This window comes from Peterkaempfera podocarpi, assembly GCF_042466665.1.
GTDB classification, from domain to species: domain Bacteria; phylum Actinomycetota; class Actinomycetes; order Streptomycetales; family Streptomycetaceae; genus Peterkaempfera; species Peterkaempfera podocarpi.
Genome location: NZ_CP162102.1, coordinates 4,449,280 through 4,471,764, shown reverse-complemented (window position 1 = coordinate 4,471,764; position 22,485 = coordinate 4,449,280). Strand labels below are relative to the sequence as shown.

The window sequence follows — 22,485 nt, the reverse complement described above, 5'->3', positions numbered from 1 at the left end:
CCGTGTCAGGACTCCTGCTGCAGCGCCCACCACTCCTTGAGCCGGGCAACGGCCGCCTCGTGCTCCAGCGGGCCGTTCTCCAGCCGGAGCTCCAGCAGGTAGTGGTAGGCCCGGCCGACGTCCCGGCCCGGCCGGATCCCCAGGATCTCCATGATCTGGTTGCCGTCCAGGTCGGGCCGGATGGCGTCCAGCTGCTCCTGCTCCCGCAGCCGCTCGATGCGCTCCTCGAGGGCGTCGTAGGTGCGGGAGAGCACCGCGGCCTTCTTGCGGTTGCGGGTGGTGCAGTCGGAGCGGGTCAGCTTGTGCAGGCGCTCCAGCAGCGGCCCCGCATCGCGGACATAGCGGCGGACTGCGGAGTCGGTCCACTCCCCGCTGCCGTAGCCGTGGAAGCGCAGATGCAGCTCCACCAGCCGCGAGACGTCCTCGGTGAGCTCCTTGGAGTACTTGAGCTCCTGCAACCGCCGGCGGGTCATCTTGGCGCCAACCACCTCATGGTGGTGGAAGGAGACCTTGCCGTCGGACTCGAAGCGGCGAGTGCGTGGCTTGCCGATGTCGTGCAGCAGCGCCGCCATCCGCAGCACCAGGTCGGGGCCGTCCGTCTCCAGGGCGATCGCCTGCTCGAGCACGGTGAGGGTGTGCTCGTAGACGTCCTTGTGGCGGTGGTGCTCGTCCCGCTCCAACCGCAGTGCGGGCAGCTCCGGCAGCACATGGTCGGCCAGCCCGGTCTCCACCAGCAGCCGCAGGCCCTTGCGCGGATGCGCGGCCAGCACCAGCTTGTTGAGCTCCGCCTGGACCCGCTCCGCCGAGACGATGGTGATCCGCTCCGCCATGGCCGACATGGCAGCGACGACCTCGGGGGCCACGTCGAAGTCCAGCTGGGCGGCGAAGCGTGCGGCGCGCAGCATCCGCAGCGGATCGTCGGAGAAGGACTCCTCCGGGGTGCCCGGGGTGCGCAGCACCCGCGCGGCCAGGTCGTCCAGGCCGCGGTGGGGGTCGATGAAGTCCTCACCGGGCAGATCCAGTGCCATGGCGTTCACCGTGAAGTCCCGGCGGACCAGGTCCTCCTCGATGGTCTCGCCATAGGTCACCTGGGGCTTGCGCGAGGTGCGGTCGTAGGCCTCGGAGCGGTAGGTGGTGATCTCGATCTGGAAACTGCCGTCCGCGGTGTCCTTGCGGGCACCCACCGTGCCGAAGGCGATGCCCACGTCCCAGACCGCGTCCGCCCAGCCCTTCACCAGCTTGAGCACCTGCTGTGGGCGCGCATCAGTGGTGAAGTCGAGATCGTTGCCCAGCCGCCCGAGCAGTGCGTCCCGTACCGAACCGCCGACCAGCGCGAGCCGGAAACCTGCCGCGGCGAAGCGACGGGCAATGTCGATGGCAACCGGATTGACCTGCAGCATCTCCTGGACGCCTCCTGCCTGCGCCGCACTGAGCGCGCCGAGGACGGGAGCAGCAGCCGGGTCGGCCGGGACGGTGTTGCTGGGAGCGTTGACGTTAGGCACGACTCACAAGGGTACGTGCCCACCGCACCCCCATGCCGCCCCGTTTCCTGCCCTGCTGCCCCGTTTACCGCCCTGCGGGCCGTCCCGGGCGGCACAGGGCGCGGCACCGGCATCGCCGCAGCGTCGTTACCATGCCAGGGCGCGACTTGGGCGCGGCACCCTGTAGAACACGTACGGCACGAGACCGACGACACCGATGAGAACGGCGAGGGCGAGGCGCGTGGGCGAGGCAGCACGGTACGCGGGGGGGCCTGGCCGCGTCCTGCGGTCGGGGGGAGAACCGGGTCGGTGCGCCGGGTGGCCGCACTGGCGGGTGCCTGTGCGCTGACGCTGCTCGGGGGCGCCGTGGGCGCCCCGGCGGCCCAGGCGGGCACCGTGCACACCGCCGCCCCTGCACAGGCGGCAGCAGCGGCGCCCGGTGCCGCCCCCGCAGGGAAGGCCGCTGTGCCAGGAGCCAGCAAGCCGTCCACCGCGTTTCCGGTGGCCCTCTCGATCGACTCGGTCTCCCCGTCCTACGCCACCTCGGGCAGTACCGAGGTCACCGTCTCCGGCACGCTGTACAACAGCGGCAAGAAGGCAGTGCACAACGCCCACCTCGGCGTGCGCACCGGCTCCGGGGGCGGACAGCCGCTGAGACTCCGCAGTGAGATCGCCGCCGTCTTCCAGCGCACCGGTCCGGTGACCGCCGACGGCCTGGAGATCCCCGGGCTCGGCGGCGCACTCCCCGATCTGGCGCCCGGCGCCAAGCGCCCGTTCAAGGTCACCGCCAAGGCTTCGCAGCTGGGGCTGGGCTCGCGAGGGGTCTATGAACTGGCCGTCGATGTCAAGGGCAGCACCTCGACGGTGAGCACCCTCCCGGCGACGCTCGGCATCGCCCGTACCTATCTGCCGTACTACTCCCAGCCTGCCGACATCAAGAAGACGCAGATCGCCACGGTCTGGCCGATCACCGCCATGCCGGAGACGGTCCCGCAGTCGCTGCCGAACGACTCGGACTCGCTGACCCCCGTGCTGCGCAGTGACGCCCTGGCCACCGACCTGGCCTCGGGCGGGCGGTTGAACGAGGTGGTGGCGGCGGGCAGCAGCCTGTCCAAGGTGACCTGGGTGGTCGACGGGGACGTCCTGGACACCGCGGACACCATGTCCAAGGCCTACCGGGTCCAGCACAAGGGCACCGAGGGCAAGGCGGCCGCCACGGACAACACCGATCCCGGCACCGGGTCCAGCCAGGCGAGCGCCTGGCTGGAGGCACTGCACACCGCGGCGGCCGGCGGCGACGAGGTCGTCTCGCTGCCCTACGGCGACCCGGACCTGGCCTCGATCGCCCACAACGGCAGTGGCATCGCGGGTCTCTCCACCGCGCTGAAGCGAGCCACCACCGCAGGCGACGTGACCACCGACTACCGCCTCGGCACAGATGCCCGCACCGATGTCGCCTGGCCCTACCAGGGCCATATCGACCCCCAGGTGGTGGCCACGGCCCGGACCGTCGGCGGCACCACTCTGCTGGTGAACGGCGCGGACATGCCGGAGTCGGACTCGGTCACGCGGACCGTCAACGCGGCCCGGTCCATCGGCAAGGGGATCCATGCGGTGGTCTCCGACGCTCCCCTGTCGAACCTCTTCAGCGGGGACCTCAGCACCAGGCAGGCTCGTACGCTCGCGATGCAGAGGTTCCTCGCCGAGACCCTGACGATCACCCTGGAGCAGCCGAACCAGCAGCGCAGCCTCCTGGTGATGCCGCCGCGCAACCTCTCGGCCGACGCCGCGGACACCCTGGCCGAGGCCATGGCCGCGGCCACCCAGGGCCGCTGGGTCTCGCAGGCCACCCTGGGCACGGTGGCCAAGGCCCCGGCCGACCCGCAGGCCGATACCAAGGTGCCCAGCACCTCGCGGTATCCCAAGGCGGCCCGGGCGACCCAGCTCAGCCACTGGGCGCTGAGCCGCTCCATGGGCACCCAGGGTCAGCTGGACCTGCTGATGCAGATCCTCGTCTCCCCCGACCGGGTCCGCGACCCTTTCAATGCGGCGATACTGCGCTCGATGTCCACCGCCTGGCGCACCGACCGGACCACCGGCCACAGCTACCGCGAGGGCGTCGCGGACTATCTGCAGACCCTGAGCTCCGCAGTGCGGCTGGTGGACAAGAGCTCCACCACCCTGTCCGGTGACTCCGGGATGATCCAGGTCAGTGTGGAGAACAGTCTCAGCCAGACGGTCACCAACCTCGAGGTCCGGCTGACGTCGGCGTCGGCCACCCGCCTCACCGTCTACCAGCCGACCCCGGCCCGGCTGAGCATCCTCAGCGAGCTGAAGAAGTCGGTCCGCTTCCCGGCCAAGGCGTCGGCCAATGGCCCGGTCCGGATGACGGCGCAGCTGTGGACCACCGGTGCCGACCCCAAGCCCTACGGTCCCCCGGTCACCTTCGACCTGGAGGTGACCGATGTGACCAGCGGTGTGATCTGGGTGATCGCCGGCGGCCTGCTGCTGGCGCTGCTGGCCGGCCTGCGGATCTACCTCCAGCGCAAGAAGCGAGGCAAGGACGACCCGGAACCGGACCCGGACGCCCCCGCGTCTCCGCAGGATGATCCGGACCGCGGCTCCGGCGCGCCCCAGGACCCGCCGGGTACCGTCGACGACGGCGGCGCCCCGCAGCAGGACGCTTCGGTGGACGGCGCCGACGGACCGGATCAGAGGGCCCGGAATGAGAAGGTGGGACCCTGATTTCCGCCGGCATCCATACCTGACCAGCGAAGAGGTGGCATGAGCGCGCCGCGCGACGACAGAGCACAGGGCCGCGTCCCGCAGGGCCGACCCGGCGCCGCCGCCCCGGCCCCGGGCCAGGTCCCCGACCCGTACCTCCAGGAGACCTACGCCTACGACCCGTATGCGCAGGAGCCCTACGCACAGGAGGGCTACGGCCAGGACCCTTACGCCCCCTACGGCCAGGAGCACCCCGGCCGGGACCCCTATGCGCAGAACGGTCCCTCCGCTCAGGACCCCTACGCCGCACAGCAGCCTCCGTACCCGCAGTACCAGCAGCAGCCCGGCTCGCCCTGGGACAGCGAGACCACCGAGTACGTCGGCATGGACGGTCTGATGGGCGGCCCCAGGCAGCAGCAGGAGGTCCCCGGCGAGGACTACGCCCCCAACTGGTACGGCGAAGCCGCCGGTGACAGCACTGCCGAGAACACCGGCACCGTCCCGCTGATCGCCGTGGAACCCCCGCTGGAGCTGGAGGAGGAGGCGGAGGAGGAAGCCCGGGCGGCCGCTGCCCCCAAGGCCGGCGGCAAGGTCTCGGGGCTGCTGAGTTCCAGTGCCGTGATGGCCGCGGGGACGCTTGTTTCACGTGGAACAGGCTTCCTGCGCACCATGGTCATCGCCGCAGCCATCGGTGTGAGCACCATGGGCAGCTCCTACACGGCCGCCAACACGCTTCCCACCCTGCTCTACATCCTCGTCGGTGGTGGCGCGCTCAACGCGGTCTTCGTGCCGCAGTTGGTGCGCAGCATGAAGAACGACGAGGACGGCGGAGTCGCCTATGCGAACCGCCTGCTCACGCTGGTCGTGGTGGGTCTGGCCGGTGTGGTGTTCGTGACCGTCGTGGGCGCACCGGTCCTGGTGCGAATGGTGTCCGCCTCACTGATGCAGGACCCCGCGAGCGCCGAAACCACGGTCGCGCTGGCCCGGTACTGCCTGCCCACGATCTTCTTCATGGGCGTCCATGTGGTCATGGGGCAGATCCTCAACGCCCGGGGCCGCTTCGGCGCCATGATGTGGACCCCGGTCCTGAACAACATCGTGGTGATCTTCACCTTTGGGATGTACATCTGGGCCTTCGGCAGCGCCGGCCGGACCCATGTCAGCCCGCAGACCATCTCCCCCGAGGGCGTTCGGCTGCTGGGCATCGGCACCCTGCTGGGCCTCGTCGTCCAGGCCCTGGCGATGGTCCCCTATCTGCGGTCCGCCGGGTTCCGCTACCGGCCCCGCTTCGACTGGCGCGGACACGGTCTGGGCCACGCCGCCCGGCTGGCCCGCTGGACCTTCCTCTTCGTCCTGGTGAACCAGGCCGGCTTCCTCGTGGTGACCCAGTTGGCCACCGCTGCGGAGAAGATCGCCAGCAAGCACGGCTACCAGGGCGTGGGTCTGGCGGCGTTCTCCAACGCCCAGCTGATCTGGCAGCTCCCGCAAGCGGTGATCACCGTCTCGGTGATGAGCGCCGTGCTGCCCAGGATCTCCCGCGCGGCCTCGGACGGCGACGCGGGCGCGGTCCGCGACGACATCTCCTACGGGTTGCGGACCTCCGCGGTGGCGGTCATCCCCGCCGCCTTCCTCTTCCTCACCCTGGGCCCCTGGATCGGCTCGGTGATCTACGGCTTCGGTGGTCACAGCGGCGGCCGCCAGATCGGCTACATGCTCTCCGCCTTCGCCCTGGGCCTGATTCCGTACTCGGCGCAGTATGTGCTGCTGCGCGGCTTCTACGCCTACGAGGACACCCGCACCCCGTTCTCCAACACGGTGTGGGTGGCGGCGACCAACGCCGTGGCCTCCGCCCTCTGCTATCTGCTGCTGCCCAGCCAGTGGGCGGTCACCGGCATGGCCGCGGTCTACGGCCTGGCGTACCTGGTGGGCGTCATTGTGGCGGTGCCCAAGCTCAAGCGCCGCGTGGGCGAACTCGACGGCCGGCGGATCGGGCGGACGTACAACCGGCTGCTGGTCGCCTGTATCCCGGCGGCCGCTGCGGGTATCGCCGTCGCGCTCTTCATCTCCGGCCTGGTCTCCGGCTGGTTCGGCGATCTGCTCACGCTGATCGTCGCGGCCGTGGTGCAGCTGACCGTCTTTGTCGCGGTCGCCCGGCAGCTGCGGATCGAGGAGGTCAACTCCATGGTCGGCATGGTGCGGGGCCGTCTCGGCCGCTGAATCGTTCTGCGTGAGGGCCCTGGGACCGGGTAGACGGTCCCGGGGCCCTTTGCACTCCAGGGGTCCCGACCGGGATGATCTCCTTTGGCCCGCAACCGTCCGGCCGGGAGGCTTCCGGCCCTTCGGGGCAACGTTCACGCCCTCCCGTCGGTCGTACTCGGGTAGGGAGACTGGGCACAATTGTCCCTGGACGGCTTTGTACTCATCCGGGGCGATGCAAGGGGAGGCAGGACGACGGTGGCGGATCGCAGCAGGGCCGCCGTCGACGTGGTGACCGGGGACGGCGCGGATGGGTCCGCTGTCGCTCCCGGTGGCAACGGCGACGGACGGACAACCCCCGGCAGTCGGCATCAGGAGTCCACCCGATCGGACGAAGCAGAGGCGGCGACGTCCGACAAGACCGAAGGAGCCGACGCCGCGCAGGACAGTACGCTGGACACCCTCGAAGGCCCGGACACCCCCGAAAGCCCAGGCAACCAGGGTGAGGCACCCGTCGAGGACGTCTCCGCCCCCTCCTCGTCATCGGAGACCGCCTCCGACAAGGCGGCCCCGGAAACACCCGCGCCCGACACACCTGCGCCAGATGCACCTGCGCCGGACGCGCCGGGACCGGGTGCATCGGCCCCGGACGCACCCACCCCCGACGCACCCACCCCGGACGCGCCGGCTTCCGACGCGCCCGCCGTGGACGCAGCCGCCTCGCACACCTCAGCCCCGGAGGCATCGGCCGACGAACCTGTGGCCCCCCTGCTCCCCGCTCCGGTGCGCCACAGCGGAGACAAGGTCGCCGGGCGCTATCGCCTGGAGGAGTGCATCTCCCAGGCCGGGGTGTTCACCAGCTGGCGTGCCGTCGACGAGAAGCTGCGCCGCGCGGTCGGCATCCACCTTCTCGCCGCCGGTCATGAGCGCTCCCGGGCCGTACTCGCCGCCGCACGCTCGGCGGCGCTGCTCGGCGATCCGCGCTTTGTGCAGGTTCTCGACGCGGTGACCGACGGCGATCTGGTCTACATCATCCGCGAGTGGCTGCCGGACGCCACCGACCTGGGGACCCTGCTGGCCGCCGGGCCGATGGAGCCCTATGACGCGTACCAGATGGTCCGCCAGGTCACCGATGCGGTGGCTGCCGCCCACCGACGCGGACAGTCCCATCTCCGGCTGACTCCCAAGTGCGTGCTGCGCACCGACAGCGGCCAGTTCCGGATCAACGGAATCGCCGTGGATGCGGCGCTGCACGGGCTCAGCGACGACAATGCCGAGCAGGACGACACCAGGGCCATCGGTGCGCTGCTGTATGCGGCACTGGCCCATCGCTGGCCCTACCCGGAGGACAAGTACGACCTCCAGGGCATGCCCCGACACATCGGCTGTGTGCCGCCGGACCAGGTCCGGGCAGGGGTGCACCGAGGCCTCTCGGAGATCGCCGTACAGGCTCTCTGCGAGGAGCCCCCAAGGCATCTGGAGCCCATCACCACTCCGGAGGACCTGGCAAAGGCCATCGCGCTGATGCCCAAGGTGCGGCAGCCCGAACCCGAGCCGGTCACGGCGGTCTATCCGCCGCAGGGCTATCCCAAGCCGGCCTACCCGAAGCCCGCCGCGCCCATGAGGTCGGCGTTCCAGAGCCCTGCCCCCGCGGCGGCCCCGCCTCCCATGGCACCGGCGGTCGCGACTCAGGCATCGGTGGTACGACGCTCCCGGGGTGGTCGCGCGGTGCGCTGGACCGCCGCCGTGCTGCTGCTGGCCGCCCTCGGGCTCGGCAGTTGGGGGCTGGCCGACCATCTGCGCCACCAGAACGACAGCGGCGGCCCCGACACCCGCCGCAACTCGGCTGAGGTCAACAGCGGCAAGGACCCGCGGCAGCATGCTCCCGCCAAGCCGTTGACCATCGAGGGCGCTACGGAGTTCTCCCCGCTGTCGGGACCCATAGCGGAAGAGAAGGTCCCGCTGGCGTACGACGGCGACCCCTCGACGGCCTGGGTCACCGCGCACTTCAACGGCCAGCCCAACTTCGGCAATCTCCCTCAGCGCGCCCAGGGCAGCGGCATCGTGGTGGACCTCGGCAGTGTGAAGAGCATCTCCGAGGTCAAGGCCACCCTGTATGCCGCCGGTCAGCAGCTGGATGTGAGGGCGGCTGCCGATGGCGCCTCCGATCCCCGGCGCCTGGCCGACTTCCCCACCGTGCTGCGTGACTCAGCGACCGTCGGCACCCAGCTGAACGTGGAGCTGAAAGCCCCTGTCAGGACACGCTATGTGCTGATCCGCATCACCTCGCTTCCGCCTGAGCACTCGGGGGGCGGTACCTACCGCGGAGGCATTTCCGAGGTCCAGGTCCTCGGCTGACTGCCGCAGGGGGGCCGGAGCTGACGAACAGCGGACGGCCTGGCAAGGTATGAAGCCGGTCCAAGGACAGGGGAGGTGTCAATGGAAGGCTCGGAGCCGTCCACTGGCGCCGCCGTGTCACCGTTCTCCGACGCGGAGCTCATCGCCCGCCATGTGGGCGGTGACGCGGATGCCTTCGGTGAGCTGGTGCGCCGCCATCGCGACCGTCTCTGGGCGGTCGCACTGCGGACTCTGGGCGACCGGGAGGAGGCAGCCGACGCCCTGCAGGATGCACTGGTATCCGCCTTCCGTTCCGCCCATACCTTCCAGGGGCGCTCAGCAGTCACCACATGGCTGCACCGCATCGTGGTCAACGCCTGCCTGGACCGAGCGCGCCGCGCCGCCTCCCGACGGACCTCACCGCTGGAGGAGGAGGGCAGAGGCATCGACGCTCTGCTCGGCGCCGACGAGCCTGCGGATGCACCAGTGGTCCGCAGCGAGCTGCGCCATGAGCTGGCCGCGGCGCTCGCCGCACTGCCCACCACGCAACGCACGGCGCTGATACTGGTCGATATGCAGGGCTATCCGGTGGCGGAGGCGGCCGGAATGCTCGGGGTGCCGGTCGGGACCGTCAAGAGCCGCTGCGCCCGGGGGCGTGCCCGGCTGCTGCCAATGCTCAAGCATCTCCGTGCCGCCCAGGACGACACTTCACAGGCTGTTTCACGTGAAACATCGCGCACTGTTTCACGTGAAACATCGCCGCCGTCCGGTGCTCCCATCCCTGGGGGGCGCCGTCGGGGCGAGTCGGGGAACCTCCAGGGAGGCGGAACCGTCCCAGGGAGGAGTCCCGCTCTCCCGACCGGGGACATGGCCGGAGACATGACCGCAGGAGGAGGTGCAGCGCCCGCATGACCTCGAGCACATCGGGCATCGGCCCGACCGACCCGCCGTTCCATGACTCGGCTGCCGGCACTCCCTATCCCGACGGCCATCCGGCGATCGACGACATCTCCGACCTGGTCGAGGAACTTCTCGCTCCCGACCCTGCCGCTGAGCTCCGCGCCCATCTGGTCGACTGCGTGGAGTGCGCCGACACCCATGAGGCCTTGCTGGAGATCCGCTCGCTGCTCGGCGCGGTCGAGCAACCCACCATCCCCGCGGATGTCGCCGGTCGTATCGATGCCGCTCTGGCAGCGGAGCGAATGCCGACCCTTGCGCCGGTCGCACCGGGTTCGCCAGGCTCGCGGCCCAAGGACCGGACCCGTCCCCCCGCAGGGGGCCCTGGCTCAGGAGGGCCCGGTAGGCCCACCCGTCGACGCCGGCTCATGGGGACACTGGTCTCCGCCGCAGCCCTGGTTGCAGCCGTCGGCTTCGGTGGCGCGCTTCTCCACGGCCTCGCCTCGGGCCCCAACGCGAACTCCTCTGCCTCCAAGGCAGACGCCGCAGCCGGCAGGCAGGGCGCGTCGGCAGCCGCTCCCCACTCGTTCAAGGAGCCCGGACGCCAGGGCGCCGCAGCCCCCGACGCTGCGGGCAGTGGCACCACCTACACCGTGGAGAACCTCGGGCCGCAGATCATGCAGCTGGTGAGCGACCAGGTCCAGCCTGCCGCCAGCCCCAGGTCCAGCACTGCCCTGAAGCCTGCCGGAACACCGGCCGACGGCAGGGGTGTCCCCCAGGAGGCAGCGACCCCCTCCCTCCCGGGCTGTGTGCTGGAGGCCACCGGCCACGACGGGGACGACCCCGTCGCCACAGACTTCGGCACCTTCGAGGGCGATCCGGTCGGGGTTGTCGTCTATCCGGACGACGCCAGTGACGAGCTTGAGGTCTTCCTCATCGACTCCACATGCGAGCTCACAACCCCCTCCGTACCTGGCGCAGTCAAGCTGCACCGCACACTTCCCAAGCGCTGAGGTGGCGCGCCGTCTTCTGGGAATGCGAGAAGATAGGGAACCGTTGTTCCGGGCGGCGGAGCAGGCCGCCCTCCCGCAGACTTCGCGGGGCCGCGATGCGAACCAGGAGATGCAGTGAGCGACGTCCGTAACGTGATCATCATCGGCTCCGGCCCTGCGGGCTACACGGCCGCTCTCTACACCGCACGTGCCTCCCTGAAGCCGCTGGTCTTCGAGGGGGCAGTCTCTGCCGGCGGTGCACTGATGAACACCACCGAGGTCGAGAACTTCCCGGGTTTCCGCGACGGCATCATGGGCCCCGACCTCATGGACAACATGCGGGCCCAGGCCGAGCGCTTCGGTGCCGAGCTGGTCCCCGACGACATCGTCGAGGTCGACCTCACCGGTGACATCAAGACCGTCACCGACTCCGCGGGCACCGTCCACCACGCCAAGGCTGTCATCGTCACCACCGGCTCCCAGCACCGCAAGCTGGGGCTGCCCCGCGAGGACGAGCTCTCCGGCCGCGGTGTCTCCTGGTGCGCCACCTGCGACGGCTTCTTCTTCCGCGACCAGGACATCGCAGTGGTCGGCGGTGGTGACACCGCTCTGGAGGAGGCCACCTTCCTCTCCCGCTTCGCCAAGACGGTCACCCTGGTCCACCGTCGTGACACCCTGCGCGCCTCCAAGGCCATGCAGGAGCGGGCCTTCGCCGACGAGAAGATCAGTTTCGCCTGGAACAGCACGGTCGAGTCCATCCACGGCGACCCCAAGCTTGCCGGGCTGACCCTGCGTGACACCGAGACCGGCGAGACCCGGGAGCTGCCTGTCACTGGGCTCTTCATCGCCATCGGGCACGACCCCCGCACCGATCTGTTCAAGGGCCAGCTGGAGCTGGACGACGAGGGCTACCTCAAGGTGGAGGCCCCGTCGACCCGGACCAACCTGGTGGGCGTCTTCGCCGCAGGCGACGTCGTGGACCACACCTATCGCCAGGCCATCACCGCCGCCGGCACCGGGTGCTCCGCCGCGCTGGACGCCGAGCGCTATCTCGCGGCCCTGGCCGACACCGCCCCGGAGCACACCTCCGAGCCGGAGCAGGCCGCAGTCGCCATCTGATGCGGTTCATGTTTCACGTGAAACAGCGAGAGCGGCTCCAGTGGCGCCTGAAACAGATCAGGTGCACCGTTTGTTGTTGCAAGTGAGACCTCCGGACCACCCCCGGGCTCACCTCACCCACCGCGTTCCCCCGACACACCACTAGGAGTTCCCGTGGCCGGCGCCACCATCCATGTGACGGACGACAGTTTCGAGACCGACGTCCTCAAGAGCGACAAGCCTGTGCTCGTGGACTTCTGGGCTGCCTGGTGCGGCCCGTGCCGCCAGATCGCCCCGGCGCTGGAGGAGATCGCGGCCGAGTACGGCGACCAGATCACCATCGCCAAGCTGGACATCGACGCCAACCCGACGGTGCCGGCCAAGTACGGTGTGCTCTCCATCCCGACCCTCAACGTCTACCAGGGCGGCGAGGTCGTGAAGACCATCGTGGGCGCCAAGCCCAAGGCCGCACTCCTCCGGGACCTGGCCGAGTTCATCGGCAAGTAGCCCGCAGCGCAACAGACGACCGGGGCCGGATCTCCATACAGGAGATCCGGCCCCGTCGTTTCACCCAGGAGCCCCCTACAGAGGGCGAAGCGCCGGTTCCTTGCGGGCCCCACCCAGCAGACGCTCCAGGGCCACCTCCACATCGCCCCGCCAGGACACCGTGGAGCGAACCTCCAGCCGGAGCCGCGGATAGCGCGGATGGGTCCGAACCGTCTTGAACCCCACGGCCAGCAGATGGTCGGCCGGCAGCACGCACCCTGGAGTCTCCCAGCGGGCGTCCCCGAAAGCCTCGATCGCCTTGACACCGCGACGTACCAGATCCTTGGCGACGGTCTGCACCAGCGCCCGCCCCAAGCCCTGCCCCTGGTATCCCGGCAGCACCCGCCCGGTGATCAGCTGTACCGCATCCGGGGAGACCGGGCTGGTGGGAAAAGCCAGTGAGCGGGGGACATAGGCCGGCGGGGCGTACAGCACAAAGCCCACAGGGGTCTCGTCGACATAGACCACCCGCCCGCAGGATCCCCAGTCCAGCAGCACGCCCGAGATCCAGGACTCCTTCTCCAGTTCCGGCTTGCCGCTCTTGACCGCAGCCTCACCGCTCACCGGATCCAACTCCCAGAAGACACAGGAGCGGCAGGTCACGGGAAGATCTGAGAGATTGTCGAGCGTCAGCGGAGCAATCCTGCGTCCCATGCCTCATACCCTCACGCGGAGGCCTCGCGGAACGCAAGCAGCCGCGCCAGCCGAGAGACCGATCGGCCCGGCCCCCCGCACCTGGCGAGGGACCCGGGGTCTGCGCAGCCGGTCGTGGACCAGGCCTCCGACGAACCCGCCGCATGCACCCAGACCGAGCCCGATCGTCAGCAGCGCCGTTCGCGACAAGCCATGCATATCCCCTCCAGGGCGGTGACTGCCGCAGTCCTCCGGTATCACGGCCCGGCGGCATCCTATCGAGCCGCCGGTCTCCCGGACATGGCATGCCCTCGGGATACACCCTGGGGAGCCCATGAGAAAGGGCCGGCTCCGGTTCCCCTGTGGAGCAGTTCCACGTGGTGAGTCCGGACCGGCCCTGTCGGCTGGTGCGAAGGCTATCCCTCGGCGGGCTCCCGGCCCTCTCGCCGCAGCGAGTTCTCACCCGGCGCCAGGCTGTCCAGGATGCGGTTGAGATCCTCCACCGAGGCGAACTCAACCACGATCTTGCCCTTGCCGATCTTCCCGTTGCGCTGGCCGACCTCGACCTTCACCCGGGTCTCGAAACGGTCGGAGAGCCGAGTGGCGAGCTCACCGAAGGCCGGGGAGACCCGCCCTCCCGGACGGGCACCGGAGCGCTTGTGGCTCTGGCCCATACCGCGCACCATCTCCTCCACGGTGCGCACCGAAAGCCCCTCGGCATTGATCCTGGACGCCAGCTTCTCCTGGACCTCCAGATCGTCCAGCTGCATCAGTGCCCGGGCATGTCCTGCCGAGATCACCCCTGCAGCCAGCTTGCGCTGAACGACCGGTGACGCCTTCAGCAGCCTCAGGGTGTTGGAGACCTGCGGCCGCGAGCGCCCGATGCGGTCCGCCAGCTCCTCATGAGTGCATCCGAAGTCCTGCAGCAGCTGGTCGTAGGCCGCCGCCTCCTCCAGCGGATTGAGCTCCGCCCGGTGCAGGTTCTCCAGCAGAGCGTCCAGCAGCAGCTTCTCGTCCTCGGTTGCCCGGACGATGGCGGGGATCGACTCCAGACCGGCCTCACGGGAGGCCCGCCAGCGCCGCTCACCCATGATCAGCTCATAGCGATCGGTGCCGGTCTGACGGACCACCACCGGCTGCAGCAGGCCCACCTCCTTGATGGAGGAGACCAGCTCCTGGAGCTTCTCCTCGTCAAAGACCTCGCGGGGCTGCCGAGGGTTGGGGGTGATGGCATCCAGCGGGAGTTCGGCGAACCGGGCGCCGGAAACCGGGGCCAGTTCGACCGCCGGCTCGGGTGCCACCGGGGCTTCGACTGCGGCGGGGACGGTTCCCGCACGGGACGCCTCCGCGGCAGCCACCTTGGCTGCGACGGTGCCGCGGTCCGCAGGCAATACCGGTACCGCGGTCGGCGATGCCGCTCCAGGGGAGATCAACGTCCGCCCATTGGGCAGGGACTGACCCTGCGCCCCCGGCTGCTGACCCTGCGGCCGCACTGTCTCCGCCTCACCCGCAGCTGGCGGAATCAGCGCTCCGAGCCCTCGGCCCAGACCCCTGCGACCACTCACCGGTTGCCCTCCATCGTGCTCTGTCCCTCCACCGAACCGGCCTGCATGCCGACTCCGTAGTCCTGCCGATCAGCTGCGCCCGTCTCCGCCTCCGGGACACTACGCAGTCCCAGCTCCCGAGCAGCCTCCAGATAGGAGAGCGCACCGCTGGAACCCGGATCGTAGGTGAGAACCGTCTGGCCGTAACTCGGGGCCTCCGAAATCCGCACCGACCGCGGGATCGCCGTACGCAGCACCTCCTTGCTGAAGTGGCTGCGCACCTCCTCGGCCACCTGGGCGGCCAGCCTGGTCCGCGCGTCATACATGGTGAGGAGGATGGTGGAGACATGCAGCTGCGGGTTGAGGTGCGCTCGCACCAGCTCCACATTGCGCAGCAGCTGACCGAGACCCTCCAGCGCGTAGTACTCGCACTGGATCGGGATCAGCACCTCCCGACCGGCGACCAGGGCGTTCACGGTCAGCAGACCGAGCGACGGCGGGCAGTCGATGAGGACATAGTCCAGCGGCTGCTCATACGCCTCGATGGCGCGCTGCAGCCGGCTCTCCCGGGCCACCAGGGAGACCAGCTCGATCTCGGCGCCGGCCAGGTCGATGGTGGCCGGGACGCAGAAGAGCCCCTCCACCTCCACCACGGGCTGCACCACATCGGCCAGCGGCTTGCCCTCCACCAGGACCTCGTAGATCGAGGGGACCTCGGCATGGTGGTCGACGCCCAGAGCGGTGGAGGCATTGCCCTGGGGGTCGAGGTCGACGACCAGCACCCGGCAGCCATGCAGGGCCAGCGACGCGGCCAGATTGACGGTGGTGGTCGTCTTGCCGACGCCACCCTTCTGGTTGGCGACCACGATGACCCTGGTCTCCGCCGGCCTCGGCAGTCCCTCTCCGGTACGGCCCAGTGCCTCCACGGCAAGCTGGGCCGCCCTCCCGATGGGGGTGTCGACAACGGGCCCGATGTCGATCGGCGGGGGAGTCTCGGCATCCTGCATGCGCGCCAGTGTTTCACGTGAAACATCGACGCCGTGCATGGGGGACAGGGCTTGGTGAGTCAGGTCCGGCTGCATGGACCCGGCGCCTGCGGGATGGGCCTCCTCCCGCGGGCCCGGCAGGGGATCAGACCTTCGGCCGGACCACAGAGCGGCTGCGGCGGCTGGGTCCATGGAGTCGGTCATCGGCTGAGTGCCATGAACATCGGACTGCAAGGGTCGGCTCCCCTCTCCGGGCCGGTCACCGCCACCGCGCCCGCTCTGAACGGCGAATCCGGGAATGTCGGCGGAGTGCGCGGTGGAAACTGAGGTCTTCGAGGCATCATCGCGCAGCCGCGGCCGCTTGGGTGCGGGTTGTGGACCATCCGCTCCTTCCGCAACCGGATCTTCACCCGGAGGGCCCCCCGAACCCATCACAGACGGTGGCTCGAAGCCCGCAGCCCTGCTGCGGCTCAAGATTCCTGGAAGTAGGGATCGACGTTTCACGTGAAACACCATGCCCGTTTTGTCGCATATCTGAAGTAGCGACACTCCGAGGCAAACTCAAGGGGCGGTGGCCAAGGAATCCGCCACCGCCCCTGTAAGGACCACTGCCCACGCCTCAACGTCGGCGGCGTCCGCCCCCGCGGCCACCGGCGGAGCCCCGAACACCGCCGCCTGCCCGGTCCGCCCGAGCCGCCTTGGCGCGACGGGTCGCCGCCCGCACCCCACCCGGACTCTCACCCACCTGGACGCGGACCACATGGGTCGGGGTCTCGACCGTCCCCGCACCGGCCCGCACCACCGACCACTCCACCGCACCAAGCTTGGTCAGCGCCCCCCGGGCCTCCGAGAGCTCCTGCTCCGCCGAGTCACCCTTCAGCGCCAGCATCTCCCCGTAAGGACGCAGCAGCGGCAGCCCCCAGCCCGCCAGACGGTCCAGCGGGGCCACCGCCCTGGCCGTCACCACATCCACGGAGAGCCTGCCGATCATCTCCTCGGCCCGCCCCCGCAGCACCGTGACATTGGAGAGGCCGAGATCCCTGACGGCCTCCTCCAGAAAGTTGGTCCGCCGCAGCAACGGTTCCAGCAGGGTCACCGAGAGATCCGGACGAGCCAGTGCCACCGGGATCCCCGGCAGCCCCGCACCCGAACCGACATCGCAGAGCGTGACCCCCTGGGGGACCACCTCCGCCAGCACCGCGCAGTTCAGCACATGGCGCTCCCAGAGCCGAGGCACCTCACGCGGCCCGATCAGGCCGCGCTGCACCCCTGCGGAAGCCAGCAGCTCGGCGTAGCGCACCGCCGCCTCAAAGCGCTCCCCGAAGACCGTCCTGGCCGCGGGCGGCGCCTCCGGCAGCCCCTCCTCCGGCAGCCCCTCCTCGGGCGCCGTGGCAGGCGTACCTGTCTCCATCCCAGCCTCTTCCCTCACCACGCACGCACCGACCCATCGTGCTGTTTCACGTGAAACATCCTCCGACCCGCGACCGCAGCAGGACGGCCCCGCCCGCGCGAGGCGGACGGGGCCGTCACCGTGCACATCATGTCCAGTGTCGGTCAGCCGCCTCAGGCCGGCAGCACAACCACGCGGCGCTGCGGCTCCTCGCCCTCGGACTCGCTGCGCAGGCCGGCGGCGGCCACCGCGTCATGCACCACCTTGCGCTCGAAGGGGGTCATCGGGCTCAGCTTCACCGGCTCACCGGACTCCTTGGCCTCCCGAGCCGCGTTGCTGCCCAGCTCGGTCAGCTCCGCCCGGCGACGCGCCCGGAATCCCGCAATGTCCAGCATCAGCCGGCTGCGCTCGCCGGTCTCCCGGTGCACTGCCAGCCGAGTCAGCTCCTGGAGCGCCTCCAGTACCTCACCGTCCTGGCCGACCAGGCGCTGCAGCCCGCGCTGCGGCCCACCGCCCTCGCTGACGATCGACACCGACGCACGGTCGCCCTCGACGTCCATGTCGATGTCACCGTCGAGGTCGGCGATGTCCAGCAGACCCTCGAGGTAGTCGGCCGCGATCTCGCCCTCCTGCTCCAGCTGGGCGATCAGATCAGTCTTTGCTGCGGAAGCGGTCGCGGGGGCGTCCGCAGCAGCGGAGGTGGTGCCTTCCGTCACGGAGGGACTCCTTCGGGGAAGAGGGGACAACGTTCAGGGGGTGCCGGTCAGGACTTCTTCTTGGGCCGCTGACCGGCCGGCTGCGGGGTCCGCTTGCCCGGCTGCCCGGATCGCTTGCCATCGGCGGTCGACGCCTTGCCGGTGCCCGTCCCGCCGGTCTCCGCCGTGCCGGTACCCGCCTTGTCCGCATCGCTCGCAGTGCCGACGGACGGCTTGCCCGCAGTTGAGGTCTGCTGCCGCTGGGACTTGGTCTGCCGCTTGGGCTGCTGGCGGACCACCTGGGCAGGCTCGGTCGCCGACTCGGCCGCCTCCGGCTTGCCGCCCTTGACCAGAGAGGTGATGCCGCCCTTCACCACGGTGCCGTCCGCGGCGAGCTTGCCGGCCCTGCGCAGCCGCTCCTGGCGGTCCTTCCAGGCCGCGCTGCCGGGGGTCGGGTTGCGGCGGATGACAAAGAGCTGCTGGCCCATGGTCCAGACGTTGGTGGTGAGCCAGTACACCAGCACGCCGACCGGGAAGTTGATGCCGAAGACGGCGAACATGACCGGGAAGACATACATCAGCATCTTCTGCTGCTGCATGAACGGGGTCTTGACCGTGAGGTCCACGTTCTTGGTCATCAGCTGGCGCTGGGTGATGAACTGCGACAGCGACATCAGGATGATCATCGTGATCGTGACGACACGAACATCGGTGAGGGAGGCGCCCAGAGCGCTGACCTTGTCCGCCGAGTCGGTGAACTTCACCGAGAGCGGAGCCCCGAAGATGTGCGCCCGCTGGGCGCTGGCCAGCAGGCTCCCATTGATGACACCGACCGGCTCGTTTCGGGCGATGTGGTTCAGCACCTGGTAGAGCGAGATGAAGAACGGGGACTGCACCAGGATGGGAAGGCAGCTCGAGAAGGGGTTGGTGCCCGCCTCCTTGTAGAGCTTCATCATCTCTTCGGACTGGCGCTGCCGGTCGTTCTTGTAGCGCTCCTGGATGGCCTTCATCTTCGGCTGGATCGCCTGCATGGCCCGGGTCGCCTTGATCTGCTTCACAAAGAGCGGGATCAGGCAGATCCGGATCAGGACCACCAGCGAGACGATGGAGAGGCCCCAGGCCCATCCGCTGTCCGGGTTGAAGACATGGCTGTACAGCGTGTGGAACTGGACGATGATCCAGGAAACCGCGGTGAAGAGGGGATTAAGAAAGCTCCACACGTTCAGGCTCCTCCGGCGTTGGGTGTGGGCGCCGGGCTCTCGGCACGGCTGGAAGTCTGGGGGTCCGCTGACGAGGCGGCCATGGCACCGCGCAGCCGCTGGTGCCACACGGGCCGCTTGCGCGGCGGTACATGGTCCACACCTCCGGGGGACCAGGGATTGCAGCGCAGGATGCGCCAGGCGGTGAGGCCGGTGCCTTTCACAGCGCCGTGCACCCGGATCGCCTCGTAGCCGTAGTGCGAACAGGACGGGTAGTACCTGCACACGGGGCCGAGCAGCGGGCTGATGGTCCACTGGTAGACCCGGATGAGCCCCATCAGCAGGTACTTCATCGCCCTGCTCCCGTCGGCCCGATGGCTGTCGTCTCCGTCCTGAGCAGCCTTCGAAGGGCTGCATCCAAGTCGCGCTCCAGGTCCGCGTAGTCCGCCGCCCCCGCCGGGGGCAGCGCGCGTACCACTATCAGGCTACCTGTGGGAAGCAGCGACACACGCTCCCGGACAAGGTGACGCAGACGACGCTTGACAAGATTGCGGACCACCGCAGGGCCGACAGCCTTGCTCACGACGAAACCCGCACGCGCCGGGGGAGCAGTCTCCCTCGGCGCGTGCGGGCCGAAGTCGTTCCGTCCGCCGTCCGGCCCACCTGTCGCCGCACCTCGGCTGAGGTGTACGACGAGAAGTGGCTTACCGGCACGGCGGCCGCGTTTCACCGCGGTCGCGAAGTCCTGGCGCCGCCTCAGCCGATTCTCGGTGGGCAGCACAGCATGACCCTGTAGACGGATCAGGCCGACAGACGCGCGCGGCCCTTGCTGCGGCGAGTCGCCAGGATGGCGCGGCCGGCACGGGTGCGCATACGCAGCCGGAACCCGTGGGTCTTCGCGCGGCGGCGGTTGTTCGGCTGGAAGGTGCGCTTGCTCACTCGGGGGCTCCAGGGATCAATCGTAGGGTGGCGGGGCGCCGCTTGGCCGTCACCGTGCGTCCGCGCGATCTCCTCATCACCTCGACGAACAAGGTGATCCACGGCGCCCGTGCTGCGCGCCTGGTAGAAGCGGTTGACCCGCGGGCATGCGGCAGCGGCCATCGACAACTCGACCTGGTTACGGTACGCGGACGGGGGACCATGGGTCAAACCGGGTGATGGGCGCGCCGTCGCAGGCATCACCCGAATCCTGCCGGGCCCGGCTGTACACAGCCTGTGGACAACAACTTGTCGCAAGGCGCGGCGGCTGATTACCGTTGCAGAACCTCTCTGCATTCCCCGCCTACCGTTGACCCACACGTCCGTGGGTCAAGCGCCCCCGACCAAGACCACCCCCAGCGGTGGAACGAGAAAGCGTGCACCAGTGGCTGATGTCAACAGCGACCTTGCCCCGGCCTGGGCAAAGGTCGTCGAGCGGCTGGTCGACGACGCGAGTGTCGGGGACAGCGACAAGATGTGGCTGCGCCGTACGCAGCCCATGTGGATGATGCATGACACCGCCCTGCTGGCCACACCCAACGAGCGCGCCAAGCAGGTTCTGGAGGGACGGCTGCTGCCGCTGCTGACCGAGATCCTGGGTGGCGAGTTCGGCCGTCCGGTGCGGATCGCGGTCATGGTGGACGCCAATGCGATGCCTCCTGCTGCCGCAGCTGCCCCGGAGCGGCCCGAGTCCGAGCCCGGCCGCCCGGAGTACCGCGAGGACCGTGACTACCGGGAGGACCGCGACTACCGCTCCGGGCCCGGCGGCGAGGGCGGCGGCTGGCAGAGCCACGGGCAGCCCGCTCAGGAGGGCCCCTGGAGCGGCTGGACGCCCGGCGGGCCGCGCGGCGGCTACGACCAGGGGTACGAGCAGCGCCGCTACGACAGCGGGTACGAGAACGGCTACGAGCAGCGCCCGGCTCCGTACGAGCAGCGCCCCGGATGGTCGGACCAGAACAACTGGGCCTCCGCTCCGGGCTACGGCGATCCCTCCTACCCGCAGGACCGCCGCGGCTACGAGAGCGACACCCCGGACCGGGCACCCGGAGAGTGGCCCGGCGCCGAGGGCCGGCCGCGTGACTGGCCGCCCCACCCGGAGCGCTCCACGACTCCCCCCGAGGGCTTCCGCCAGCTGCCGCCGGAGACGCCCCGGGACACCCGCGGCACCCAGGGTGATCTGCTGGGCGGCGAGTACGGCGAGACGGCACGCCCGGGCAGCCGCGGCGCGGCCGGCGAGGGTGACGGGCGTCCGCACCCCGAGCGTCCGGCGGACGGCGGCCCCACCAGGCCGGCCGCAGGACCCGCGGTACCCCCCTCGGGCGCCCCGGTGCCCAAGGGGCCGGGCGGGCATCCGGTGCCCGGCGGACCGGCCGGCGGCAGCACGCCGCGCAAGGACGAGCCTGCCGCCCGGCTGAACCCCAAGTACCTCTTCGACACCTTTGTCATCGGTGCCAGCAACCGCTTCGCCCACGCCGCGGCGGTGGCGGTCGCCGAGGCACCGGCCAAGGCGTACAACCCGCTCTTCATCTACGGCGAGTCCGGCCTCGGCAAGACACACCTGCTGCACGCCATCGGGCACTACTCGCGGAGCCTCTATCCCGGGACCCGGGTGCGCTACGTGAGCTCGGAGGAGTTCACCAACGAGTTCATCAACTCCATCCGCGACGGCAAGGCGGACGCCTTCCGCAAGCGCTACCGCGACATGGACATCCTGCTGGTCGACGACATCCAGTTCCTGGCGAGCAAGGAGTCGACGCAGGAGGAGTTCTTCCACACCTTCAACACCCTGCACAACGCCAACAAGCAGATCGTGCTCTCCTCGGACCGGCCGCCCAAGCAGCTCGTCACCCTGGAGGACCGGCTGCGCAACCGCTTCGAGTGGGGTCTGATCACCGACGTCCAGCCGCCCGAGCTGGAGACCAGGATCGCGATCCTGCGGAAGAAGGCGATCCAGGAGCAGCTCAACGCTCCGCCGGAGGTGCTGGAGTTCATCGCCTCCCGGATCTCCCGCAACATCCGCGAGCTGGAGGGAGCGCTGATCCGTGTCACCGCCTTCGCCAGCCTCAACCGGGCCCCGGTGGACCTGGAGCTCACCGGGATAGTGCTGAAGGACCTGATCCCCGGCGGCGAGGAGGCCGGACCGGAGATCACGGCGAAGACCATCATGGAGCAGACCGCCGCCTACTTCGGGCTGGGTGTGGAGGACCTCTGCGGCTCCTCGCGGAGCCGGGTCCTGGTGACCGCACGGCAGATCGCCATGTACCTCTGCCGTGAGCTCACCGACCTCTCGCTGCCCAAGATCGGCGCCCAGTTCGGCGGCCGGGACCACACCACGGTGATGCACGCCGACCGCAAGATCCGCTCGCTGATGGCGGAGCGGCGGTCCATCTACAACCAGGTCACCGAGCTCACCAACCGCATCAAGAGCTGACTGCGGAAAAGCCCGAGAGCGGGGCGCCGGGAGTGTTCTCCCGGCGCCCCGCTGTCTTTCTCTGCCTGCTTCCCGGTTCGCACGGATGCGCAGGAATTCGAACAGATACGAGGCAATGCCGGAAACTCCACAGGTTCCGGCATTCTCGGCCGTCCACATCCTGGGGACTGTCGGGTTGTCCAGATCTCCTCCACAGCAGGCACGGCGGTACGCTCGTAGCTCCAGCTCAGCGGCCTGTGGACTTGTGGGTTACCGGCATCCACAAGCTGTGGACGACTGAAGCGGCGTCAACGCGGCGCCACGGTTGTCCACGGCCCATCCCCAGGTCCAGGGTGGTTGTCCCCAGCTTCTCCACAGC

18 protein-coding genes are annotated in these 22,485 nt (G+C 69.7%); 8 read left to right on the top strand and 10 right to left on the bottom strand.

Annotated features, from left to right (window positions below):
* Positions 1–5 precede the first annotated feature (5 nt).
* Positions 6–1,502 carry a CCA tRNA nucleotidyltransferase gene (locus tag AB0761_RS19610; protein WP_377270376.1) on the bottom strand — a complete coding sequence of 499 codons (1,497 nt, stop codon included), beginning with the start codon at positions 1,500–1,502 and terminating at the stop codon, positions 6–8.
* A 297-nt stretch (positions 1,503–1,799) separates the two neighbouring features.
* Between AB0761_RS19610 and AB0761_RS19605 the strand changes: the two genes are divergently transcribed.
* The 7 genes from AB0761_RS19605 to trxA all read left to right on the top strand — a co-directional run bounded on the left by AB0761_RS19605 (position 1,800) and on the right by trxA (position 12,232).
* Positions 1,800–4,226: a DUF6049 family protein gene (locus AB0761_RS19605; RefSeq protein ID WP_377270375.1), complete on the top strand. Its 2,427-nt coding sequence runs from the start codon at positions 1,800–1,802 to the stop codon at positions 4,224–4,226.
* Positions 4,227–4,265: 39 nt separating this feature from the next.
* Positions 4,266–6,422 (top strand): murein biosynthesis integral membrane protein MurJ, encoded by a 2,157-nt coding sequence (gene murJ / locus AB0761_RS19600; RefSeq protein ID WP_377270374.1) that lies wholly within the window; start codon positions 4,266–4,268, stop codon positions 6,420–6,422.
* A 684-nt stretch (positions 6,423–7,106) separates the two neighbouring features.
* Positions 7,107–8,759, top strand: a complete 1,653-nt coding sequence (locus AB0761_RS19595; protein WP_377270373.1) for a serine/threonine protein kinase — start codon at positions 7,107–7,109, stop codon at positions 8,757–8,759.
* An 81-nt stretch (positions 8,760–8,840) separates the two neighbouring features.
* Positions 8,841–9,650: an RNA polymerase sigma factor SigM gene (gene sigM, locus AB0761_RS19590; protein ID WP_377270372.1), complete on the top strand. Its 810-nt coding sequence runs from the start codon at positions 8,841–8,843 to the stop codon at positions 9,648–9,650.
* Positions 9,647–10,648, top strand: a complete 1,002-nt coding sequence (locus AB0761_RS19585; RefSeq protein ID WP_377270371.1) for an anti-sigma factor family protein — start codon at positions 9,647–9,649, stop codon at positions 10,646–10,648. The genes sigM and AB0761_RS19585 overlap by 4 nt, the downstream gene beginning before the upstream one ends.
* 114 nt (positions 10,649–10,762) lie before the next feature.
* Positions 10,763–11,746, top strand: a complete 984-nt coding sequence (gene trxB, locus AB0761_RS19580) for a thioredoxin-disulfide reductase (protein WP_377270370.1) — start codon at positions 10,763–10,765, stop codon at positions 11,744–11,746.
* 153 nt (positions 11,747–11,899) lie between these two features.
* Positions 11,900–12,232 carry a thioredoxin gene (gene trxA, locus AB0761_RS19575; protein WP_377270369.1) on the top strand — a complete coding sequence of 111 codons (333 nt, stop codon included), beginning with the start codon at positions 11,900–11,902 and terminating at the stop codon, positions 12,230–12,232.
* A gap of 75 nt (positions 12,233–12,307) precedes the next feature.
* Here the strand turns inward: trxA and AB0761_RS19570 are convergent, their stop codons facing one another.
* The 9 genes from AB0761_RS19570 to rpmH form a co-directional block, all read right to left on the bottom strand.
* The gene (locus AB0761_RS19570) at positions 12,308–12,925 is read right to left on the bottom strand and encodes a GNAT family N-acetyltransferase (protein WP_377270368.1); all 618 of its coding nucleotides are present in this window, start codon (positions 12,923–12,925) and stop codon (positions 12,308–12,310) included.
* Between the two features lie 395 nt (positions 12,926–13,320).
* On the bottom strand, positions 13,321–14,469 hold the full coding sequence (locus tag AB0761_RS19565; protein WP_377270367.1) for a ParB/RepB/Spo0J family partition protein: 1,149 nt from the start codon (positions 14,467–14,469) through the stop codon (positions 13,321–13,323).
* Positions 14,466–15,455 carry an AAA family ATPase gene (locus tag AB0761_RS19560; RefSeq protein ID WP_377270366.1) on the bottom strand — a complete coding sequence of 330 codons (990 nt, stop codon included), beginning with the start codon at positions 15,453–15,455 and terminating at the stop codon, positions 14,466–14,468. The genes AB0761_RS19565 and AB0761_RS19560 overlap by 4 nt, the downstream gene beginning before the upstream one ends.
* Before the next feature lie 598 nt (positions 15,456–16,053).
* On the bottom strand, positions 16,054–16,845 hold the full coding sequence (gene rsmG, locus AB0761_RS19555) for a 16S rRNA (guanine(527)-N(7))-methyltransferase RsmG (RefSeq protein WP_377270365.1): 792 nt from the start codon (positions 16,843–16,845) through the stop codon (positions 16,054–16,056).
* Between the two features lie 152 nt (positions 16,846–16,997).
* Positions 16,998–17,540: a protein jag gene (locus AB0761_RS19550; protein WP_377270364.1), complete on the bottom strand. Its 543-nt coding sequence runs from the start codon at positions 17,538–17,540 to the stop codon at positions 16,998–17,000.
* 47 nt (positions 17,541–17,587) lie between these two features.
* The gene (gene yidC / locus AB0761_RS19545; RefSeq protein WP_377270363.1) at positions 17,588–18,739 is read right to left on the bottom strand and encodes a membrane protein insertase YidC; all 1,152 of its coding nucleotides are present in this window, start codon (positions 18,737–18,739) and stop codon (positions 17,588–17,590) included.
* 2 nt (positions 18,740–18,741) lie between these two features.
* Positions 18,742–19,071, bottom strand: a complete 330-nt coding sequence (gene yidD / locus AB0761_RS19540) for a membrane protein insertion efficiency factor YidD (RefSeq protein ID WP_377270362.1) — start codon at positions 19,069–19,071, stop codon at positions 18,742–18,744.
* On the bottom strand, positions 19,068–19,499 hold the full coding sequence (rnpA, locus tag AB0761_RS19535) for a ribonuclease P protein component (RefSeq protein ID WP_377270361.1): 432 nt from the start codon (positions 19,497–19,499) through the stop codon (positions 19,068–19,070). Before rnpA ends, yidD begins: the two co-directional genes overlap by 4 nt.
* A 20-nt stretch (positions 19,500–19,519) precedes the next feature.
* Entirely contained in the window at positions 19,520–19,657 is a 138-nt protein-coding gene (rpmH, locus tag AB0761_RS19530) for a 50S ribosomal protein L34 (protein ID WP_003975051.1), read from the bottom strand.
* Between the two features lie 424 nt (positions 19,658–20,081).
* Between rpmH and dnaA the strand changes: the two genes are divergently transcribed.
* Entirely contained in the window at positions 20,082–22,127 is a 2,046-nt protein-coding gene (gene dnaA / locus AB0761_RS19525; protein ID WP_377270358.1) for a chromosomal replication initiator protein DnaA, read from the top strand.
* Positions 22,128–22,485 lie beyond the last annotated feature (358 nt).